The sequence below is a fragment of the Pseudomonas sp. yb_9 genome (assembly GCF_043103635.1).
Classification (GTDB): domain Bacteria; phylum Pseudomonadota; class Gammaproteobacteria; order Pseudomonadales; family Pseudomonadaceae; genus Aquipseudomonas; species Aquipseudomonas monteilii.
In genome coordinates, this window is record NZ_JBICKA010000026.1 from 1 (window position 1) to 19,884 (window position 19,884).

The window sequence follows — 19,884 nt, forward strand, 5'->3', positions numbered from 1 at the left end:
AGGCGATTATTGCTGATTTTGAAGGGTCTGTTCAGCCTCTGGTCCCACGGACGCCTTTTCTTCAAGCGAGACTGACTTAATTGTTTTTGCGAGGCGCAAACCTACGTTGTTGGTTCCGCGAGACTGACTTTAAAACTCAACGTGGCAGCGTACAGACGCCAAGCTACGCGAGCCGACGAGACTGACTTAATTGTTTAAGATCAAAGAGCCCTCCACACGGAGGGCTTTTTGTTCCTGTCAGATCTGCATTGCCATACCGTCCACATTCATCGCCGCCTGGCGCAATGCCTCGGAGCGCGTCGGGTGCGGGTGGCAGGTGAGGGCGATATCTTCCGCCGAGGCCGAGAACTCCATGGCCACGCAGATTTCGCCGATCATTTCACTGACACTTGGGCCTACCAGATGCACACCCAGCACCTCATCGGTTTCGGCATCGGCGATAACCTTGGCGAAGCCTTCGGTCTCGTGGTTGATCTTGGCGCGGCTGTTGGCGGTGAAGGGGAACTTGCCGACCTTGTAGGCACGGCCTTCAGCCTTGAGCTGCTCTTCGGTCTTGCCCACGGTGGCCAGCTCCGGGCGGGTGTAGATCACGCCCGGGATGAGGTTGTAGTTGACCTCGTGCGGCTTGCCGGCGATGCGCTCGATACAGGCCACAGCTTCGTCTTCGGCTTTATGTGCCAGCATCGGGCCGGAGGTGACGTCGCCAATCACCCAGACACCCGGCACGGGTGTGCGGTGGTGTTCGTTGCCGAGCATGCCGCGCTTGTCGGTTTCCAGGCCTACGCTTTCCAGGTTCAGCCCTTTGGTATAAGGGCGGCGGCCGATAGCCACCAGCACATAGTCGGCCTGCAGTGATTCTGCCGTGCCACCGGCGGCAGGCTCCAGCATCAGGCTCACGCCGTCGGCACTGGCGGTGGCCTGGGTCACTTTGCTGCCCAGCTTGAACACCATGCCTTGCTTGGCCAGTGCTTTCTGCAAGGTCTTGGCGGTTTCCGTGTCGGTGCCCGGGCAAATACGGTCGAGGTACTCGATGACCGTGACCTGGCTTCCCAGGCGGCGCCAGACCGAACCCAGCTCAAGGCCGATCACACCGGCACCGATCACGACCAGGTGCTTGGGCACTTGCGGCAGGGACAGCGCACCGGTCGAGTCGATGATGCGCTGGTTGTCGATGGTCACGCCCGGCAGCGGGGTGGGTTCGGAGCCGGTGGCAATGACAATGTCCTTGGCCTGCAGCACAGTTTCGCTGCCGTCTTCGGCCTTGACCACAACCTTGCCAACGCCATCCAGGCGGCCCCAGCCCTTGATCCAGTCCACTTTGTTTTTGCGGAACAGGTACTCAATGCCTTTGGTCAGTCCGGTTACGCTCTCGTCCTTCTGTTTCATCATCTGGGCGAGGTTGAGGGTGGGTTTCACTTCGATACCGAGGTGGGCGAACTCGTCGCCACTGGCGGCCTCGTACAGTTCGGAAGCGTGCAGCAACGCCTTGGACGGCATGCAGCCCACGTTCAGGCAGGTACCGCCCAAGGTCGAGCGGCCTTCCACACAGGCAACGGTCAGGCCCAGCTGGCCGGCGCGGATGGCTGCGTTGTAGCCACCAGGGCCACCGCCGATGATCACCACGTCATAGGATTTCATGGGTTCAACTCCAGGATGAAGAAGCGCGAGAGGGGCACAAGGTTAAGCTGAGACGTTAGAATTGTATACAATCCTCTGTGTGGATAAGATCAGTTGCTTCTAGACCATGGTCTCGTATAGAGGAAACCTCCTACGAATGAACTACTCTGATCCGACGGCGTTCGAAATATCAGGCGTCGTGGCCATATACGGACAGGGGGGTCGTTCATGCTTGCGCAACTTCCACCGGCACTGCAGAGCTTGCATCTGCCGCTGCGGCTGAAACTGTGGGACGGAAACCAGTTCGATCTGGGGCCCAGCCCGCAGGTCACAATCCTGGTCAAAGAGCCTCAGCTTATTGGCCAGTTGACCCACCCAAGCATGGAACAGCTGGGCACAGCATTCGTTGAGGGCAAGCTGGAACTGGAAGGCGATATCGGTGAAGCCATTCGTGTGTGCGATGAGCTGAGCGAAGCGCTGTTCACGGATGAGGATGAACAGCTGCCGCAACGCCGGTCTCATGACAAGCACACTGACGCCGAAGCCATCTCTTACCACTACGACGTATCCAACGCCTTCTACCAGTTGTGGCTGGATCAGGATATGGCCTATTCCTGTGCCTACTTCCGTGAACCGGACAACACCCTCGACCAGGCGCAGCAGGATAAATTCGATCACCTGTGCCGCAAACTGCGCCTGAATGCCGGTGACTACCTGCTAGACGTCGGGTGTGGTTGGGGTGGGCTTGCGCGTTTTGCAGCACGCGAATATGACGCCAAGGTGTTCGGTATCACCCTGAGCAAGGAGCAGCTCAAGCTCGGCCGGCAGCGTGTCAAAACCGAGGGCTTGGCCGACAGAGTGGAGCTGCAGATTCTCGATTATCGCGATTTGCCCCAAGATGGTCGCTTCGACAAAGTGGTCAGCGTGGGCATGTTCGAGCATGTCGGGCATGCCAACCTGGCGCTGTATTGCCAGAAGCTGTTCGGTGCTGTCAGGGAAGGCGGGCTGGTGATGAACCACGGTATCACCGCCAAACACGTCGATGGCCGTCCGGTGGGGCGTGGTGCAGGTGAGTTCATCGACCGTTATGTGTTCCCTCACGGTGAGCTCCCTCACTTGTCGATGATCAGCGCCAGTATCTGTGAAGCGGGGCTGGAGGTCGTTGACGTGGAAAGCCTGCGTCTGCACTACGCCAAGACGTTGCACCACTGGAGCGAAAACCTGGAGAACCAGTTGCACAAAGCCGCAGCGCTGGTGCCGGAAAAAACCCTGCGTATCTGGCGCCTCTACCTTGCAGGCTGTGCCTATGCGTTTGAGAAAGGCTGGACCAACCTGCACCAGATTTTGGCAGTGAAGCCTTATGCGGATGGCCACCACGACTTGCCATGGACGCGTGAGGACATGTATCGCTGAACCCCATGGCCGCCTCTGCAAGGGAGGCGGCCTTTCTCACAGAATGGGTGAAATCAGCCGCGCAATCCGCATCCCTAATTGCTGTAGCCGATGGGTATCGCGGCTGTCCTCCGCAGTAATCTCCCGCGCCTGTTCAAAGTCATTGATCAGCATGTGTTCGACCTGGTCGGCGAAGCTGCGGTCGACCGTCAGCAGGGTGATCTCGAAGTTCAGCCGGAACGAACGGTTGTCCAGGTTGGCACTGCCGATCGCGCTGACCTCATCATCTACCAGCACCACCTTCTGATGCAGGAAGCCTGGTTGGTAGCGGAACATGCGCACACCCGCGCGCACCGCTTCGAAGGCGAACAGGCTGGAGGCTGCATAGACGATGCGGTGGTCTGGCCGTGACGGGATAAGTACCCGCACATCGACGCCCCGTAACACCGCCAGGCGCAATGCAGCAAAGACCGCTTCGTCCGGGATGAAGTAAGGGCTGGTGATCCATACCCGCCGGGTGGCGGAATGGATCGCCTCGAGGAAGAACAACGAGCAGGTTTCCTGTGGGTCGGCGGGGCCGCTGGCCAACGCCTGGCACAGCACGCCGTTATCCGGGTAGGCATCCGGCAGAATCAGCGGCGGTAGTTGGCGCGTGGCCCAATACCAATCCTCGGCGAACGACTCCTGCAGGCAGGCCAGCACCGGCCCGCTGATCTGCACATGGGTGTCGCGCCAGGGCGACAGCTGAGGATGCTCACCGAGGTATTCGTCCCCCACGTTGTGGCCGCCGATGAAACCGACCAGGCCATCCACCACCACAATCTTGCGATGGTTACGGAAGTTCACCTGGAAGCGGTTGAACCAGCCGCGGCGGGTGGCGAAGGCATGGATCTGCACACCGCCGTCGCGCAGTTGCTGGCTGTAGCTGGCCGGCAAGGCATGGCTGCCGACGCGGTCATACAGTACGAACACCTGCACACCCTCGGCGGCCTTGCGCAACAGCAGTTGCTGCAGTGCCTTGCCGAGGGTGTCGTCATGAATGATGAAGAACTGCACCAGCACCACATCGCGTGCCTTTTCAATAGCCGCGAAGATGGCATCGAATGTGGCTTTGCCATTGACCAGTAGCTTCACTTGGTTATTCGCAAGGCAAGGCATGCGCCCGAGTTTGGGCATGGCGCGCAAGGCTGTGTAGCTTTCCGACTCGCGGGCGGTGAGGGCTTCTTCCACCCAAGGCCGCCAGTTGAGGTTGGCCATGGCCACGTGCATTTCCTGGTTGGCCTGGCGCCGGGCCTTGATGTAGGCATAGAACGAGCGGGCGCCGAAGATCAGGTAGGGGATCAAGGTGAGGTAAGGGATGAAGAACAGGGGCATGGCCCAGGCGATTGCGCCTTGGGCGGTGCGTACAGTGAACAGTGCGTGGAGCGCGGCGACGATACCCAACAGGTGGATAAGGCCGAGTAGGTAACCAAAAAAGTAGGGGCTGTGGTAATCCATATGCATCCTGCTTGCCGAGTACACTAGGGGTAACAGAACACGTTCCCGGCCCGCCTTGCAACCCGCAGGTGGATTTGGCGTCTAAGGCTCAGCCCGGCCCGCTTGGCCGGCTTTTCTCAGGAGCGTTCATCGATGAAGATTCGTCTGCCACTGTTGGCGTTGGCCCTAGGTATGAGCAGCCCGCTGGTGCATGCCCAGATGCTGCAACCCGGTTTGTGGGAGCTGACCACCAGCAACATGCAGGTCGATGGCAAGCCGTTACCTGACATGGCGTTCATGCTCGGCCAGCTGAAAAACCTGCCGCCCGAGCAGCGTGCCATGATGGAAGGGGTGTTGGCCAAACAGGGGGTGACCGTTGGAGGGAATGGCGTGCGTTCGTGCCTGACGCCAGAGCAGGTGGCGACCAATGACATCCCGCTGCAAGACCCGAAATCCGGCTGCACTCAGAAGATCACCGACCGTACCGGTAATGTGTGGAAGTTCCAGTTCAGCTGCCCGAAGGCTCAGGGCAGTGGCCAGGCGACTTTCCTCAGTGACCGTGAATTCACCACCCAGGTCAGTGGTACGTTCAACGCTTCAGGTGTGCAGCAGCAAGGCAGCATGAACACCCGTGCGGTGTGGTTAGGCAATGACTGCGGCGCGGTTAAACCGCGCAGCTGATATCCCATTGCCACTGGCTGGTGGCAACCGCGTCGTGGGCATGCAGGCTTTCTGCATGTTCCACACGCAGCTTGAAAGCGGTACTCCATTCAACTTGCCGTAGTGCCTTGTGCAGGCGTCGGGCGGCATCCTCACAGAACATCAAGTTTTGCCCGTTGGCCAAGGCGAAGGCTTGTTCGTCTGCGCGCTTCACTGCTGTCTGCACCGCTGTACCCAAGCTCGCCTCTATACGATCGATCAGTTCGGTAAACGGCAGCACCTGCTGATTGCTGTGCAGGCGCACCTGAATCTGAGCATTGCTTCGCTGGCTATGGGGTGTAGCCACAATTCCGTCGGCGCTGCCAAGCCATTGCAGAACGGCAGATTGATCAACCTGCTGCTCGCTGAAATTCGCCTGAAACTGCTGTTGAATCAGCTGCCTTGCAAGTGCTGCCGAGCATGGGCAGGTCGAGGAGTAAGGCACGCAAACCGATAGTTCCACGTGGAACATTTCATTTTCAATGCGTGCATTGACGGTTACGGCATAGCTTTTCCAGCCTGCCAAGGGGCTGACCAAGGCGGGTCTTTTCAGCAGATGCTCGAAGCTGATTTGCAAGTAGGCAGCGGAAGACAGGCGTCATGGCTGGATAAAAAATCTGCCAGAAGCTGCCTCATTGCCAGCGGTGTGAGTGGTTGGTGTTCCAATGACTCCAGTGCAAGGTAAAGCCGCGACATATGGATGCCGCGTGAACTGCCATCCACCAGGCTTACCCCTGCATCGACTTTGGCAGCTGCAGTGCGCCCTTCGAACTGCACAGGCAGGGCAATTCCGCACATGCCAACCCAGCTCAATGGCAAGGTGTACTTCTGGGTTTGTGCGGCGATGTCGGGGAGCTTGAGCTGGGTCATTTGGCTTTCCAGATAAAAAGAGGCATCAACGGCAACCGCCGATCAAGCTGCAATGCAGGTTGAAGCGCTGCCCGCTGGAGCTGGATACGCGGTTCAAGGTGGTCCAGCCAACGCGGCGGCTGTAGCCCACCCAGGCCTCACCATCGCTGGCCAGGCCGGTGAAAAAGGTCAACGTGCCGTAGCGGCTGTTGGTTTGTGCCCATAGTCGCCGGGTGCCGTGGTCGTAGCCGCGCAGGTAGAACGTACTGCCGTCGGTGCGCACGCTGTAGTAACTACCTTTGCTGTCCTGGCAGGCGAGCAGTGTGGCGCTTCGCGTGCAAAGCGCCAGCGTACTGGCTTGTGGCATGGCCAACAGCACGTTGGGCACAGCGAGCAACAGCAACGCCATGGCGCGTGACAGATACATGTTTTATCCCCGGTAAGCATTCGTCCGTCGAGAACGGCTTGGCGAAATTGTATTGTTACTTTATAACATTGTGCAATGCATCGTTTCGAATGCGTCCGCCTGAAGAGGTTCGCCATGCCCAATCGTCTCCCCGTCACCGTGCTGTCCGGCTTTCTTGGCGCCGGCAAGAGCACTTTGCTCAACCATGTATTGCGTAACCGCGAGAACCTGCGGGTCGCGGTTATCGTCAACGACATGAGTGAAATCAACATCGATGCCAGCGAGGTGCAGCGCAATGTGAGCCTCAACCGCGCTGAAGAGAAACTGGTCGAAATGAGCAACGGCTGCATCTGCTGCACATTGCGTGAAGACTTGCTTGAGGAGGTGGCGCGGCTGGCCGAAGAAGGGCGTTTCGATTATTTGCTGATCGAGTCCACTGGCATCTCGGAGCCACTGCCGGTGGCAGAGACATTCACCTTTCGTGACGAGCAAGGCCGTAGCCTGTCCGACATGGCGCGCCTAGACACCATGGTTACGGTGGTCGATGGCTTGAATTTCTTGAGTGACTACCAGGCAGCAGACAGCCTGGCCAGCCGTGGCGAAACGTTGGGTGAAGAAGACGAGCGGTCGATCAGTGACCTGCTGATCGAACAGGTCGAGTTCGCCGATGTGCTGTTGCTGAGCAAGATCGACTTGATCAGCCAGCATGAGCGTGAAGAGCTCATCGCCATTCTGCGCAGCCTCAATGCACGGGCGCAGATCGTGCCCATGGTCATGGGTCAGGTACCGCTGGCACGTATCCTCGACACCGGCCTGTTCGACTTTGACCAGGCAGCCCAGGCGCCGGGCTGGCTGCAGGAGCTGCGCGGTGAGCATGTGCCGGAAACCGAAGAGTATGGAATCGCGGCCATGACCTGGCAGGCCCGACGTCCGCTTCATCCACAGCGCTTTTTCGACTTTATCCACACGCAATGGAGTAATGGGCGGCTTTTGCGTTCCAAAGGTTTTTTCTGGCTGGCCAGCAAGTACCAGGAAGCCGGTAGCTGGTCGCAGGCGGGCGGAATGATGCGCCACGGTCTGGCTGGACGCTGGTGGCGTTTCGTGCCGCGCGAGCAGTGGCCGCAGGATGTGGATAACACTGCCGCGATCTTGAAACACTGGACGGCTGAGACCGGTGATTGCCGCCAAGAATTGGTGTTCATCGGGCAGAACATCGACTTCGAAAAATTATCCACAACCCTTGATGCCTGCCTGTTGACGGACCAGGAAATGGACTTGGGCCACATGGGCTGGTTGCGTTTGCCCGACCCGTTCGGCCCATGGCACGAGGAGGTGGCAGCATGAACTTGGCATACCGGCCTGTGGATATCTTTCAGGTGTTCGGCGAAACCCCCCAAGTGCTGACTGAAGTACTGCAGGATGGTGTGAACTTGGCCGTTTGGCGCCGACGCTTGCCGGCACAGCTGGAAGACTTTGCTGAGCTGTTGATAAGTCTGGGTCACCCCTTGGCTGATCAGCGGGTAATCGATGTGGATGAGCAGCAAACACCGGTATTGCCCGATCTGATGCGTGAAGCGGCAGATTTACACGGCTATGAGGCGTTTGTTGCTGATGTGACCTGGCTCGTGGCGGCTTACACCTGCCTGGTTGGCGCTCGACGGGTTGGTTTGCGTCTGCGGGTACTGGCAGGCCCCATGTGCCCGCGTTTCCATGTGGATAACGTGCCGTTGCGGTTGCTCACCACTTACGTAGGCCCAGGCACCGAGTGGTTGCGAGAGCAGGAAAGCCCCCGTGGGGAGTTACACACAGCTCAAGTCGCTGTGGATAACATTCAGCATCTGCACGCTGGCGAAGTGGCCATACTCAAAGGTGAGAAGTGGCAAGGTAACGAAGGCGCAGGGCTGGTACATCGTTCACCTTCGGGCCAGCAGGGGCGCCTGTTGCTCAGCCTTGACTGGCTTGCCTGACAGCGCATAGTGAGGCATCGCCACCGCTTGAAGCCATGCCATGCTGCAGAACATACCCACCCACGTGATAGCCGGCCCGCTGGGTGCCGGCAAAACCACCCTGATCCGTCATCTGCTGGCTCAGCGCCCAGCCCATGAGCGCTGGGCTGTTTTAATCAATGAGTTCGGCCTGGTAGGCCTGGATGCGGCCTTGCTCAGCCGTGACGAAGATGGCATCGCCATCGGGGAAGTCGCAGGCGGCTGCCTGTGCTGCGTCAATGGCATGCCGTTCCAGGTGGGCTTGGGTCGGTTACTGCGCAAATCCCGGCCTGATCGGCTGTTTATCGAGCCTTCCGGGCTGGGTCACCCATTACAGTTGCTTGCTCAACTGCAGCAGGCTCCTTGGGCCGGAGTGCTGACAATCAACCCCTTCGTGATGGTTGTAGATGCGCAGTCCATGGCACGTGACGAGCCGCTTCCAGAGGCTCAACAGCAGGCTTTCGATGTGGCTGAAAGCGTGGTTTTCAACAAATCAGAAGCTGTGGATGAAATGTGTAAGTTGTTGATAACTAATAAATTTAAAGACAAGACAATCCTCTGGACCGTGCAGGGGAAGGTACCATTCTCAAGCCTTCCTGGCAGCCCTGAGCAGATTGTCGACAGCCCATTTGAGGAAAACCGGATTGTCGACAATCTTGAGGGTGGCCCAGCAATATTGTGGACAGACCCAAGTCAGCCTATCTGTCTTGCCCAGCAGGGGGTGGGAGGTTGGAGTATTGGCTGGCGCTGGCACCCGGGCCAACAGTTTTATCCACAGCGGCTACAGGCGTTCTTGCGCGCGTGGCCCTGGCGTCGCGCCAAGGGTGTTATCCACAGCGTGGATGGCTGGCAATCATTCAATGGGCTGAGGGGAGACATGCCCGCCTGGCAGTCTAGCGACTGGCGCAGGGATACCCGTATCGAGCTGATTTTCGACCAGCCGCAATCGCAACCCGCACTGCAAGTCGGGTTGAGCGATTGCCGCGTCAGTTGATCAGTTGCGCCAGCGGTTGTGCTCCTGGCGCCACTGCTGCATTTCGATGACGTTGTCGGTGCGCGGTGCTGTCTTGATTTCGAACGGATAGGGTGCGAGTTCGATCTGCACACTGTGGGCGCCGAACTGGGTCACCGTGCCGGGATGGCGCTGCTCGCCGGTAACGGTGAATTCGAAGGCGTAGATGCGCGCCAGGCGCTTGCGGCCGTTGGCATCGCGCACAAAGGCGATACGCTTGAGCGCGACGGCATCGTCGAGCAATTCGAGGTCAAGCTTGGCGCAATGCTGTTTCACCCGTTCCAGGGCTTTTTCGCGCAACCCATGGTTGTGCCACAACCAGGCGCCTGCCGTGGCTACCAGCATCAGGACGAAGAGGTTCTCCAGGGTCAACATTTGCATATGCTCCAAACAGGTAGATCCAGCTTAACTGCGTCCCTGGCCTGTCGTACAGGTGGCAATCGAGTTCATACTGCGCTGCGCATAATCCTTGAAACAGCTTTGGAAACCTCCCGCATGAAACGTACCCCGCACCTGCTCGCCATTCAGTCCCATGTGGTGTTCGGCCACGCCGGCAACAGTGCCGCGGTATTTCCCATGCAGCGTATCGGAGTCAATGTCTGGCCGCTCAATACCGTGCAGTTCTCCAATCACACTCAGTATGGCCAGTGGGCCGGCGAAGTGCTTGCTCCGGCGCAAATTCCTGCGCTGGTGGAAGGCATTTCCAACATCGGCGAACTGGGTCACTGCGATGCGGTGCTTTCCGGCTACCTGGGCAGTGCCGAACAAGGGCGAGCGATACTGGCCGGCGTCGAGCGGATCAAGGCCGTAAATCCCAAAGCGTTGTACGTGTGCGACCCGGTCATGGGGCACCCGGAGAAGGGCTGCATCGTGCCGCCGGAAGTCAGCGAATTCCTGCTCGAGGAGGCGGCCGCCCGCGCGGATATCCTGTGCCCGAACCAGCTGGAGCTGGACAGCTTCTGTGGGCGCCGTGCGCAGTCGCTGGAAGACTGCGTGAATATGGCGCGCAGCCTGCTGCAGCGGGGGCCGCAGGTGGTGGTGGTCAAGCACCTGGCTTATTCCGGGCGTGCCGAGGACCAGTTCGAGATGCTGCTGGTGACTGCCGAGCACAGCTGGCTCCTGCGCCGCCCGCTGCTGGCGTTTCCACGTCAGCCGGTGGGGGTGGGCGACCTGACCTCGGGCTTGTTCCTGGCCCGCGTGCTGCTCGGCGACAGCTGGGTACAGGCATTCGAGTTCACCGCGGCGGCGGTGCATGAAGTGCTGCTGGAAACCCAGGCCTGCGCCAGCTACGAACTGCAACTGGTGCGGGCCCAGGACCGCATCGCCCACCCGCGGGTGCGCTTCGAGGCGCAATTGCTGGCGCTTTAAATAGCGTCGGTCTTCAGGTCCTGGTAGCGCTTTTCCAGCTCCTGACGGATCTGACGGCGCTGTTGGCCCTGCAGGAAGCGGCGTTTTTCTTCACTGCTTTGTGGCTGGCGCGGCGGCACCGCTACCGGGCGACGGTTGTCGTCGACCGCGACCATGGTAAAGAAGCAACTGTTGGAATGGCGCACCGAGCGCTCGCGGATGTTCTCGGTCACGACTTTGATGCCGACCTCCATCGACGTGTTGCCGGTGTAGTTGACCGACGCCAGGAAGGTAACCAGTTCACCCACGTGTACGGGTTCACGGAAGATTACCTGGTCGACCGACAGCGTCACCACATAGCTGCCGGCATAGCGGCTGGCGCACGCATAGGCCACTTCGTCGAGGTACTTGAGCAGGGTGCCGCCATGTACGTTGCCAGAAAAGTTGGCCATGTCCGGGGTCATCAGGACGGTCATGCTCAGCTGGGCGTTTCCAGGTTCCATAGTGTGCTCACGGTGAGGTTGCGCTGAATCGGGCGAATGGGGGGCGTTATCTGCTGACACTTCTGTTCCCCTCTTTTGAATTTGCCTTGCTGATACGGGACGTTGGCTGACGCCGCGCCGTCACGCTGATCATGCCATCAGCGGCGCTTTTCCAGCCGATCTGTTTCTGCATATTGCACCGGCTTCTTGCGGCGGGGTGCGATGTTAACCTGAGTACGCCCATGCAATATGGGCGTTCCTGCATTCAATACAGTATGTACTTGCTGCTCGCTCGGGTTTGCCTTGGCAGAGGAGCGGTCTGCCCAGGCATCCAGAAAAAGACGAGAAAAGGAGTATCACGCCATGCATGCCATCAGCTTCATCCAGGACCTGGCAGTCATCATGCTGGTCGCTGGCGTGGTCACCATTCTTTTTCATCGTCTCAAGCAGCCGGTGGTGCTGGGTTACATTGTCGCCGGCTTCATCATTGGCCCGCACACCCCGCCGTTCGGCCTGATCCATGATGAAGACACCATCAAGACCCTCGCCGAGCTGGGGGTGATTTTTCTGATGTTCTGCCTGGGCCTCGAGTTCAGCCTGCGCAAGCTGTTCAAGGTCGGCGCCACGGCGTTTATTGCGGCGTTTCTGGAAATCGTGCTGATGATCTGGATCGGCTTCGAGATCGGCCGCTGGTTCGGCTGGAGCACCATGGACTCGCTGTTCCTTGGCGCCATCCTGGCCATTTCCTCAACCACTATCATCGTGAAGGCGCTCAACGACCTGAAGATGAAAAACGAGCGTTTCGCACAGCTGATCTTCGGTGTGCTGATTGTGGAAGACATCCTCGGTATCGGCATCATCGCCCTGCTGTCGGGCATCGCTGTCAGCGGCACGGTCAGCTCCGGTGAAGTGTTTTCCACCGTCGGCAAGCTGTCGCTGTTCATGATCGTTGCCTTGGTCATCGGCATCCTGCTGGTGCCACGGCTGTTGGCCTATGTGGCCAAGTTCGAAAGCAACGAGATGCTGCTGATTACCGTGCTGGGCCTGTGCTTTGGCTTCTGCCTGCTGGTGGTAAAGCTGGAATACAGCATGGTGCTGGGTGCCTTCCTGATTGGCGCGATCATGGCTGAATCGCGCCAGTTGCTGAAGATCGAACGCTTGATCGAGCCGGTACGCGACCTGTTCAGCGCCATCTTCTTCGTAGCGATTGGCCTGATGATCGACCCGCAGGTGTTGATCGACTATGCCTGGCCAATCGTAGTCATTACCTTGGCGGTGGTATTAGGCAAGATGCTGTCTTGTGGCATGGGGGCGTTCATTGCCGGCAATGACGGCCGCACGTCATTGCGGGTGGGCATGGGGCTCTCGCAGATTGGCGAGTTCTCGTTCATCATCGCCGCGCTGGGCATGACCCTGCAGGTGACCAGCGATTTCCTGTACCCGGTAGCGGTCGCGGTATCGGCAATCACCACGCTGCTGACCCCGTACCTGATTCGCGCGGCCGACCCCTTGTCGCAGAAGCTGGGCAATGTGGTGCCTGGCCGTCTGGCGCGGGTACTTTCCTTGTATGGCGAGTGGTTACGCAACATCCAGCCGCAGGGCGAGGGCGCCATGCTGGCGGCGATGATTCGGCGCATCCTGTTGCAGGTGGGGGTGAACCTGGCGCTGGTGATCGCCATTTTCTTCAGCGGTGGTTACTTCGCAGGGCGTATTGGCAACTGGCTCAGTGAGTGGGTCAGCGATGCCAGCCAACAGAAGGCGCTTATCTGGGGGGCGGCACTGTTGCTGTCGCTGCCCTTCCTGATCGCCGCCTATCGCAAGCTCAAGGCACTGTCGATGCTGCTGGCAGAGATGGGCGTTAAGCCGGAAATGGCCGGGCGGCATACCCAGCGGGTGCGGCGAGTGATCGCCGAGGTGATCCCGCTATTGTCGCTGTTGGTGATTTTCCTGCTGCTGTCGGCGCTTTCGGCAAGCATTCTGCCAACCAGCGAGTTGCTGCTGGTGATTGCCGTGGTGGCTGCGGTGGTGGTGGCCTTGCTGTGGCGCTGGTTCATCCGCGTGCACACGCGCATGCAGATTGCCTTGCTGGAAACACTGGAGAACAGCCGCGAGAATTCACATTGAGAGGGCTATGCTCCCTGCGCAAGATTTCACCGTCGTCCGAGGGGATGGAGCGGTAGCGATGTCGCCAGGCGCAGAAAGCCTGGCGATTTTAACTGCACCGATGGCGCTATGCCATTATTTTTCCTGTGCAGGTAGCATTCAAGCAACGGCTGGAATCAGCTCTCCAGCCAGACATCCCGCGCCCAGTGCCAAACGGATTCCCAGCTGTCTTCGCCGACAAGTTCCTCTTCGGCATCCCAGAGCACCACGGTGCCATCTTCTTCGACGCAGTAGTAGTTGTCGCCGTCCTGGCACAGAGGGATCAGCTCACGCGGTACGCCGGCGTCCCAGGCGTTGGCGGCAACTTCTGGCAGGTACGTGTGCGACTGCGGGTCGGTACAAGTGACTGGCTCAAGGGAGCCATAAACCACATCACTCACGGTCAGCAGAAATTCTTTGAACACGAATGGAATGTTGATGAACAGCTGCTCTTCGATCTCCACCAACTGGTCTTCATCGGGAAGCTCCAGAGGCACCGGTACCGGCTCATTGGCTTCACGGAGTTGTTCGATCACTTCTTCCACGGTTCACTTCCTCTGACCTAGATGACAACGCTGCGCGTTATACCCTAGTAGGCCACTCTGGCAAAAGCAAAAACCCCAGGACAGGGCCTGGGGTTTTTTGTGCAGCACGCAGCGGTTAGCCGTTTTGACGGATACCGGCAACCAGCCATGGCTGGTTTTCACCTTGGGCGCGAACCATGTGCCAGCTTTCGCTGAACACTTCGCCCTGGTCGAAGCGCGAGTTCTTCGACACGCCACGGAAGGTCAGGGTGGCATCGGTGCGATCGCTGCGATCGTCTACACCGTCGAGCTGCACTTCGAGGTTATCGATGTAGGTGGACTGGAAGCCGTCACCCAGTTCAGCACGTTCACGCTTGAGGAACTCGAGCATTTGCGGAGTAACGAACTCGGCAATCTTGTCCATCTCGTTGGCATCCCAGTGCTGCTGCAGCGACTGGAAGTGGTTACGGGCAGCAGACAGGAAGCTTTGCTCGTTGAACCAGGCCGGGGCATTGATCACCGGGGCAGCAGCAGCAGGTGCGGCCGAACCACCGAAGATCGAAGGCTGGGCAGGCTGAGCGTGAGCCTCACGCTGCATTGGCGCATGGCCTGGCATGGCCATTTGCGGCTGCTGCTGGCGGCGGCGAGCGGCGATGAAACGGAACACCAGGAAGGCGATAAGCGCCACGATCAGGAAGTCCATGATCTGGAAGCCTTCGAAACCGTCGCCCATGAACATGGACGCCAGCAGACCGCCGGCGGCCAGGCCGGCCAGTGGGCCCAACCAGCGCGAAGCACCGCTGGCGGCCGGGGCTGCACGGCCAGGTGCGGCGGTCGGCGCGGCGGCAGGCGTGGTTGGCGTAGCCTGACGGGTCTGGTGGATAGGCGCGGAGCCCGAGCTCTTGCCGCCGCCGAAACGCTTGGCGTTGGCGTCCAGGCTCAGCGTCAGGCCGACGCAGAGCGCCAGAGCGATGCTAAGAAAACGTTGCATAAGTGGGATATCCCCTGTTGTGGATTGCACGCGCGTCATGGTGCACAGGTTCCCGTGCACATGACCAGCGACAGAGTGTTTCGAGCTTTTGCCTGAATGTTACAAGGCTGCTACAGGGCCTCGAGCTTGGCATACCCCAGCATCAGCCACTTGCTGCCTTCGGCAAAGTTCACCTGTACCCGCGCCTGCGCGCCGGAACCCTCGAAGTTGAGGATCACGCCTTCCCCGAATACCGCATGTTGCACACGCTGGCCCAGGTTGAACGCGGTCTGCGGAATGCTGGCATTGGCGAACAGGTTGCTGTTGGTGGCCGTCTTGACCCCACCGAACGGGCGGCTGACGCTGTTGGACAGCCGCACTTCCTGGATCAGGCCTGCCGGAATTTCACGTACGAAACGCGACACCTTGTTGTAGGTCTCGCTGCCATACAGACGACGTGTTTCAGCGTAGGTCATGACCAACTGGCGCATGGCGCGGGTAATTCCCACATAGGCCAGGCGGCGTTCCTCTTCGAGGCGGCCGGGTTCTTCCAGGCTCATCTTGTGCGGGAACAAGCCTTCTTCCATGCCCACCAGGAACACGTAATGGAACTCAAGGCCCTTGGCGCTGTGCAGGGTCATCAGCTGGATGCTGTCTTCGTGCTCGTCGGCCTGGGCATCGCCGGCTTCGAGCGAGGCATGGCCGAGGAAGGCCGACAAGGGCGAAAGGTCGGCGTCTTCGTCGGTGGATTCGAAGTTGCGCGCCGCGCTGACCAGTTCCTCAAGGTTTTCTACCCGTGCCTGGCCCTTTTCACCTTTTTCTTCCTGGTGATAGATGATCAGCCCGGATTGTTCGATGGTGGTCTGGGTCATGGTATGCAGTGGCATGTCCACGACCTTGGCGGCCAACCCCTCGATCAGCTCGATGAAAGCCCCCAGCGCACTGGCGGCGCGGCCTTTGAGGGCCTTGGCGGCGAGCAGCTGACACATGGCGTCCCACATCGATGCCTGGCTGTGGCGGGCGTGCTCGCGGATGGCTTCGACGGTTTTCTCGCCAATGCCGCGTGGCGGCACGTTGATTACCCGCTCCAGGGCAGCATCGTTGCCGCGCCCTTCGATCAGCCGTAGGTAAGCCATGGCGTTCTTGATTTCAGCGCGTTCGAAGAAGCGCTGGCCGCCATAGATACGGTAGGGAATGCGCTCGCGCAGCAGGGCTTCTTCCAGCACGCGCGACTGGGCGTTGGAGCGGTACAGGATGGCGATTTCGTTGCGCGCATTGCCCTGCTTGACCAGGCTCTCGATGGTTTCAACCACGTAGCGCGCTTCGTCGTGCTCATTGTAGGCCGCGTACAGGGTCAGCGGTTCGCCTTCGCCCATGTCGGTCCACAGCTCTTTGCCCAGGCGCCCGCTGTTGTTGGCGATCAGGGCGTTGGCGGCCTTGAGGATGCCACCGGTGGAGCGGTAGTTCTGCTCCAGGCGGATCATTTCGGCGTCTGGGAAGTCGGCGGTGTACTGGTGAATGTTTTCGATCTTGGCACCGCGCCAGCCGTAGATCGACTGGTCGTCGTCGCCCACCGCCATCAGGCTGGCGCCCCCGCGTGCCAACAGGCGCAGCCAGGCGTACTGCACGGCGTTGGTGTCCTGGAACTCGTCGACCAGCACATGCTGGAAGCGCCGCTGGTAGTGCTCCAGCAGCCCCGGGTGGTCGCGCCACAGGTCCAGGGCGCGTAGCAGCAGCTCGGAGAAGTCGATGACTCCGGCACGCTCGCACGCCTGCTCGTAGGCGGTATAGACCTCACGCATGGTCGCCGGGAACAGGTCGCCACCGGCCTGGATATGCTGCGGGCGCAGGCCTTCGTCCTTCTGCCCGTTGATGAACCACTGTGCCTGGCGTGCTGGCCATTTCTGTTCGTCCAGACCCAGCTCGCGCATCACCCGCTTGACCAGGCGCTGCTGGTCGTCACTGTCGAGAATCTGGAAGTTCTGCACCAGCCGCGCTTCCTGCCAGTGGGCCCGCAGCAAGCGATGGGCCAGGCCGTGGAAGGTGCCGACCCACATGCCCGCCGGGTTGATCCCCAGCAGTTGCTCGATCCGCTGGCGCATTTCGGCTGCAGCCTTGTTGGTGAAGGTCACCGACAGGATCGAGTGCGGCGATGCCTGCTCCACCTGGATCAGCCAGGCGATGCGGTGCACCAGCACGCGGGTTTTACCGGAACCGGCGCCGGCAAGCACCAGTTGACGCCCAAGCGTGGCCGCTACGGCCTGGCGTTGGGCATCGTTGAGGGAATTCAGCAGGAGGGAGAGGTCGTCTGTGTGCATCGGGCCATTCTAGGGCGCGGCAGGAAATGGGGCAAACCTCCACTGTATAAATATTCACCTTGGCGCATGGCCGTTCATCGACCTGATGACAGTGGGTCAGCCATGCCAGTGCCTGCCATGACGCGCCAGCAGGCTGTTGGCTTGCTCTGGTCCGTTACTGCCCGCCGGGTAAGGGCGTGGCGCCTGAAAGTGCTCTTCGCAACCCTTGATGATCGGGTCGGTCCAGGCCCAGGCTGCTTCCACTTCATCGCGGCGCATGAACAGCGTCGAGTCGCCCTCCAGTACATCCAGCAGCAGGCGTTCGTAGGCTTCCCAGCGGCGGGTCTGGCTGAATACCTGAGCCAGGTTCAGGTCCAGGTCGACCGGTTCCAGGCGCATGCCCTTGCCCGGGCTTTTGGTCATCATGCGCAGGCTGATGCGTTCCTCCGGTTGCAGCTGGATCAGCAACTGGTTGACTTGGCCGCCGTTGAACAGCTCGTGGGGTACCGGTTTGAACTGAATGACGATTTGCGACGAGCGCCGTGCCATGCGCTTGCCGGTGCGCAGATAGAAAGGCACGCCCGCCCAGCGCCAATTGTCGATGTGGGCTTCGAGGGCAATGAAGGTTTCGGTGTCGCTGTCGTTGTCGACATCCTTTTCAAAGTAGTAGGCCGGCACTTCCTGGCCGCCGATGTGCCCGGCGCCATACTGGCCGCGCACGGTCTTGTCCTGCACATCCTGGCCGGTGATCGGCTTGAGGGCGCGCAGGATCTTCACTTTTTCGTCGCGTACCGCTTCGGCCTCGAACTGGGCGGGGGGCTCCATGGCCACCAGACACAGCAGCTGCAGCAGGTGGTTCTGCAGCATGTCGCGGATGGCCCCGGCGCGGTCGTAGTAGGCGCCGCGGTTCTCTACACCCAGCGTCTCGCAAACGCTGATCTGTACGTGGTCGACCTGATTGTTGCGCCACACCGGCTCCAGCAGGGCATTGGCGAAGCGCAGGGCCATCAGGTTCTGCACGGTTTCCTTGCCCAGGTAGTGGTCGATGCGGAATACCTGGGTTTCCTCCAGCACTGCGCCAATTGCTTCGTTGATGGCGGTAGCCGATTCCAGCGAGTGGCCGATCGGCTTTTCCAGCACGATGCGCGCCTCGGCGTCGGCCAGGCCGGCGTTATGCAGATGCTTGGCAATCGGCACAAAGAGGTTGGGGGCGGTGGCCAGGTAGAAGATGCGCGTCAAGCCGCCAGGTTCGCCCAGGTAGCGCGCCAGGCGCCCGAAGTCGGCGCTTTGCGAAGCATCCATGGCGAAATAGTCGATCCGCGCGGAAAACCGCTGCCAGACCTCTTCTTCGAAGTCGTTGCGGGCGATCTGTGCCCGGCAATGGCGTTCGGCGAGCTTGAGATAATCGTTACGTGGCAAGTTGCGGCGCGCCAGCGCGATGATCCGCACAGCAGGGTCAAGACGGGCCTCGCGAAACAGGTGGTAGAGCGCCGGAAGCAACTTGTGCAGGGCCAGATCGCCGGTGCCGCCGAAGACCAGAATGTCGCAAGGAATAGTCAAACCGCCACTCTCCACGTTCGTTTAACTGGGCGGGTTGGCGTCCATGTAGTATAACTACAAGAAAGCTACAACCCGGCCAGCCGATCATAACCGAGTCCAGCCTGTGAATCTGTTGCAACATATCGCCCAATCGCGCCACCTGCTGCGCAAATCGGAACTCAAAGTGGCCGACCACGTGCTGCTCGACCCGGCTGCCGTCATGCACAGTTCCATGGCCGACCTGGCACACAGCGTGGGTATCAGCGAACCGACCATCGTGCGGTTCTGCCGGGCGATTGGTTGCTCGGGCTTTCAGGACTTGAAGCTGAAGCTGGCGCAGAGCCTGGCAGCGGGGGCCAGTTTCGGGCAGTTCGCTATCCATGAAGACGACTCGGTTGCCGACTACAGCCTGAAGATCTTCGACACCACACTGCATACCCTGATGGAGGTGCGTGAGCACCTCGACCCGCAGGCGCTGCAGCAGGCGGTGAGTGCCATGGCCCAGGCGCAACGTGTGGAGTTCTATGGCTTTGGCGCGTCCGGTGCGGTGGCGGCCGATGCCCAGCATAAGTTCTTCCGCCTGTTGCTCAGCGCCGCCGCGTATTCCGACCCGCACATGCAGGCGATGTCGGCGGTCACCCTGAAGCCGGGTGATGTCGCGGTGTGCATTTCCCAGTCGGGCCGCTCCAAGGACTTGCTGATCACCGCCAACCTGGTGCGTGAGAGCGGTGCCAACCTGATTACCCTGTGCCCCAGCCAGACACCTCTTGCCGAGCTGTCGACGGTCAACCTGGCGATCGACGTGCATGAAGACACCGAAATCTACACGCCGCTGACCTCGCGTATCGCTCACCTGGTCGTGATCGACGTGCTGGCCATGGGCGTGGCGATGGCGCGCGGGCCGAGCCTGGTCAACCACCTGAAAAGTGTGAAGCGCAGCTTGCGCAGCCTGCGTTTGTCGCCCAAGTCGATCAAGGCTACAGACGACTGAATTCAGCCTGTCCCGGCCCTTTCGCGGGTAATACACCGATCTTAAGGCTGGTGAGTATCCTGTGGGAGCGGGCTTGCCCGCGAAGAGGCCGGTACTGGCAGCGAAAATTCACGATTTTGTCACCATTCCACAGCCAAACTGTAAACCTTCCAGGCC

Annotated in this window: 17 protein-coding genes and 1 pseudogene; 8 read left to right on the plus strand and 10 right to left on the minus strand. The window is 60.1% G+C overall.

Features of this window, described 5'->3' with window-relative positions; translation table 11 throughout:
* Positions 1 to 237: 237 nt before the first annotated feature.
* On the minus strand, positions 238 to 1,638 hold the full coding sequence (lpdA, locus tag ACF8MI_RS06415; protein WP_060499716.1) for a dihydrolipoyl dehydrogenase: 1,401 nt from the start codon (positions 1,636 to 1,638) through the stop codon (positions 238 to 240).
* Between the two features lie 207 nt (positions 1,639 to 1,845).
* Here lpdA and cfaB point away from each other — a divergent pair, with 207 nt between their 5' ends.
* Positions 1,846 to 3,030 carry a C17 cyclopropane fatty acid synthase CfaB gene (cfaB, locus tag ACF8MI_RS06420; protein WP_392517437.1) on the plus strand — a complete coding sequence of 395 codons (1,185 nt, stop codon included), beginning with the start codon at positions 1,846 to 1,848 and terminating at the stop codon, positions 3,028 to 3,030.
* Positions 3,031 to 3,066: 36 nt separating this feature from the next.
* Here the strand turns inward: cfaB and cls are convergent, their stop codons facing one another.
* The gene (cls, locus tag ACF8MI_RS06425; protein WP_060499714.1) at positions 3,067 to 4,506 is read right to left on the minus strand and encodes a cardiolipin synthase; all 1,440 of its coding nucleotides are present in this window, start codon (positions 4,504 to 4,506) and stop codon (positions 3,067 to 3,069) included.
* A 132-nt stretch (positions 4,507 to 4,638) separates the two neighbouring features.
* Between cls and ACF8MI_RS06430 the strand changes: the two genes are divergently transcribed.
* On the plus strand, positions 4,639 to 5,166 hold the full coding sequence (locus tag ACF8MI_RS06430; RefSeq protein ID WP_016712761.1) for a DUF3617 domain-containing protein: 528 nt from the start codon (positions 4,639 to 4,641) through the stop codon (positions 5,164 to 5,166).
* Here the strand turns inward: ACF8MI_RS06430 and folE2 are convergent.
* Both folE2 and ACF8MI_RS06440 read right to left on the minus strand, forming a co-directional pair.
* Positions 5,150 to 6,054 (minus strand): annotated as a pseudogene (folE2, locus tag ACF8MI_RS06435) (GTP cyclohydrolase FolE2). The gene ACF8MI_RS06430 and the pseudogene folE2 sit on opposite strands and share 17 nt — an antisense overlap.
* 25 nt (positions 6,055 to 6,079) lie before the next feature.
* Complete coding sequence (locus ACF8MI_RS06440) at positions 6,080 to 6,460, minus strand: hypothetical protein (protein WP_060499713.1); 381 nt, start codon at positions 6,458 to 6,460, stop codon at positions 6,080 to 6,082.
* Between the two features lie 114 nt (positions 6,461 to 6,574).
* On the opposite strand from ACF8MI_RS06440, the gene zigA reads away from it, so the two are divergent.
* From zigA to ACF8MI_RS06455, 3 genes are read left to right on the plus strand one after another with little or no spacing between them, the layout of a single operon-like run.
* Positions 6,575 to 7,783, plus strand: a complete 1,209-nt coding sequence (zigA, locus tag ACF8MI_RS06445; RefSeq protein ID WP_104833724.1) for a zinc metallochaperone GTPase ZigA — start codon at positions 6,575 to 6,577, stop codon at positions 7,781 to 7,783.
* Positions 7,780 to 8,406, plus strand: a complete 627-nt coding sequence (locus ACF8MI_RS06450; RefSeq protein ID WP_156866882.1) for a DUF1826 domain-containing protein — start codon at positions 7,780 to 7,782, stop codon at positions 8,404 to 8,406. Before zigA ends, ACF8MI_RS06450 begins: the two co-directional genes overlap by 4 nt.
* Before the next feature lie 40 nt (positions 8,407 to 8,446).
* Positions 8,447 to 9,418 (plus strand): GTP-binding protein, encoded by a 972-nt coding sequence (locus ACF8MI_RS06455; RefSeq protein WP_200928912.1) that lies wholly within the window; start codon positions 8,447 to 8,449, stop codon positions 9,416 to 9,418.
* Here ACF8MI_RS06455 and ACF8MI_RS06460 read toward each other — a convergent pair whose 3' ends face one another.
* Positions 9,419 to 9,811, minus strand: coding sequence for a DUF3301 domain-containing protein (locus ACF8MI_RS06460; RefSeq protein ID WP_104833727.1), 393 nt, complete (start codon positions 9,809 to 9,811; stop codon positions 9,419 to 9,421).
* A 120-nt stretch (positions 9,812 to 9,931) separates the two neighbouring features.
* Between ACF8MI_RS06460 and pdxY the strand changes: the two genes are divergently transcribed.
* On the plus strand, positions 9,932 to 10,804 hold the full coding sequence (gene pdxY, locus ACF8MI_RS06465) for a pyridoxal kinase PdxY (protein WP_060499709.1): 873 nt from the start codon (positions 9,932 to 9,934) through the stop codon (positions 10,802 to 10,804).
* On the opposite strand, the gene ACF8MI_RS06470 is transcribed toward pdxY, so the two are convergent.
* Positions 10,801 to 11,286, minus strand: a complete 486-nt coding sequence (locus ACF8MI_RS06470) for an acyl-CoA thioesterase (RefSeq protein ID WP_016712753.1) — start codon at positions 11,284 to 11,286, stop codon at positions 10,801 to 10,803. The two genes, pdxY and ACF8MI_RS06470, sit on opposite strands and share 4 nt — an antisense overlap.
* A gap of 342 nt (positions 11,287 to 11,628) precedes the next feature.
* Here ACF8MI_RS06470 and ACF8MI_RS06475 point away from each other — a divergent pair, with 342 nt between their 5' ends.
* Positions 11,629 to 13,389 (plus strand): cation:proton antiporter, encoded by a 1,761-nt coding sequence (locus ACF8MI_RS06475; RefSeq protein ID WP_016712752.1) that lies wholly within the window; start codon positions 11,629 to 11,631, stop codon positions 13,387 to 13,389.
* Between the two features lie 155 nt (positions 13,390 to 13,544).
* Here ACF8MI_RS06475 and ACF8MI_RS06480 read toward each other — a convergent pair whose 3' ends face one another.
* The 4 genes from ACF8MI_RS06480 to zwf form a co-directional block, all read right to left on the minus strand.
* The gene (locus ACF8MI_RS06480; protein WP_060499707.1) at positions 13,545 to 13,952 is read right to left on the minus strand and encodes an SMI1/KNR4 family protein; all 408 of its coding nucleotides are present in this window, start codon (positions 13,950 to 13,952) and stop codon (positions 13,545 to 13,547) included.
* A gap of 115 nt (positions 13,953 to 14,067) precedes the next feature.
* Positions 14,068 to 14,922, minus strand: a complete 855-nt coding sequence (locus ACF8MI_RS06485) for a Tim44 domain-containing protein (RefSeq protein WP_104833728.1) — start codon at positions 14,920 to 14,922, stop codon at positions 14,068 to 14,070.
* 110 nt (positions 14,923 to 15,032) lie between these two features.
* Positions 15,033 to 17,219, minus strand: a complete 2,187-nt coding sequence (gene uvrD, locus ACF8MI_RS06490) for a DNA helicase II (protein ID WP_200928911.1) — start codon at positions 17,217 to 17,219, stop codon at positions 15,033 to 15,035.
* 96 nt (positions 17,220 to 17,315) lie between these two features.
* Positions 17,316 to 18,758 carry a glucose-6-phosphate dehydrogenase gene (zwf, locus tag ACF8MI_RS06495; protein ID WP_060499704.1) on the minus strand — a complete coding sequence of 481 codons (1,443 nt, stop codon included), beginning with the start codon at positions 18,756 to 18,758 and terminating at the stop codon, positions 17,316 to 17,318.
* A gap of 103 nt (positions 18,759 to 18,861) precedes the next feature.
* Between zwf and hexR the strand changes: the two genes are divergently transcribed.
* The gene (gene hexR / locus ACF8MI_RS06500) at positions 18,862 to 19,728 is read left to right on the plus strand and encodes a transcriptional regulator HexR (protein WP_003253273.1); all 867 of its coding nucleotides are present in this window, start codon (positions 18,862 to 18,864) and stop codon (positions 19,726 to 19,728) included.
* Positions 19,729 to 19,884: the final 156 nt, after the last annotated feature.

Bases quoted from the DNA above. Each gene is read 5' to 3' on its own strand.
- zigA (WP_104833724.1), top strand. From the start codon at position 6,575: ATGCCCAATCGTCTCCCCGTCACCGTGCTGTCCGGCTTTCTTGGCGCC.
- cfaB (WP_392517437.1), top strand. From the start codon at position 1,846: ATGCTTGCGCAACTTCCACCGGCACTGCAGAGCTTGCATCTGCCGCTG.
- ACF8MI_RS06430 (WP_016712761.1), top strand. From the start codon at position 4,639: ATGAAGATTCGTCTGCCACTGTTGGCGTTGGCCCTAGGTATGAGCAGC.
- lpdA (WP_060499716.1), bottom strand. From the start codon at position 1,638: ATGAAATCCTATGACGTGGTGATCATCGGCGGTGGCCCTGGTGGCTAC.
- ACF8MI_RS06460 (WP_104833727.1), bottom strand. From the start codon at position 9,811: ATGTTGACCCTGGAGAACCTCTTCGTCCTGATGCTGGTAGCCACGGCA.
- pdxY (WP_060499709.1), top strand. From the start codon at position 9,932: ATGAAACGTACCCCGCACCTGCTCGCCATTCAGTCCCATGTGGTGTTC.
- ACF8MI_RS06475 (WP_016712752.1), top strand. From the start codon at position 11,629: ATGCATGCCATCAGCTTCATCCAGGACCTGGCAGTCATCATGCTGGTC.
- ACF8MI_RS06470 (WP_016712753.1), bottom strand. From the start codon at position 11,286: ATGGAACCTGGAAACGCCCAGCTGAGCATGACCGTCCTGATGACCCCG.
- ACF8MI_RS06450 (WP_156866882.1), top strand. From the start codon at position 7,780: ATGAACTTGGCATACCGGCCTGTGGATATCTTTCAGGTGTTCGGCGAA.
- ACF8MI_RS06440 (WP_060499713.1), bottom strand. From the start codon at position 6,460: ATGTATCTGTCACGCGCCATGGCGTTGCTGTTGCTCGCTGTGCCCAAC.
- uvrD (WP_200928911.1), bottom strand. From the start codon at position 17,219: ATGCACACAGACGACCTCTCCCTCCTGCTGAATTCCCTCAACGATGCC.
- ACF8MI_RS06485 (WP_104833728.1), bottom strand. From the start codon at position 14,922: ATGCAACGTTTTCTTAGCATCGCTCTGGCGCTCTGCGTCGGCCTGACG.
- ACF8MI_RS06455 (WP_200928912.1), top strand. From the start codon at position 8,447: ATGCTGCAGAACATACCCACCCACGTGATAGCCGGCCCGCTGGGTGCC.
- cls (WP_060499714.1), bottom strand. From the start codon at position 4,506: ATGGATTACCACAGCCCCTACTTTTTTGGTTACCTACTCGGCCTTATC.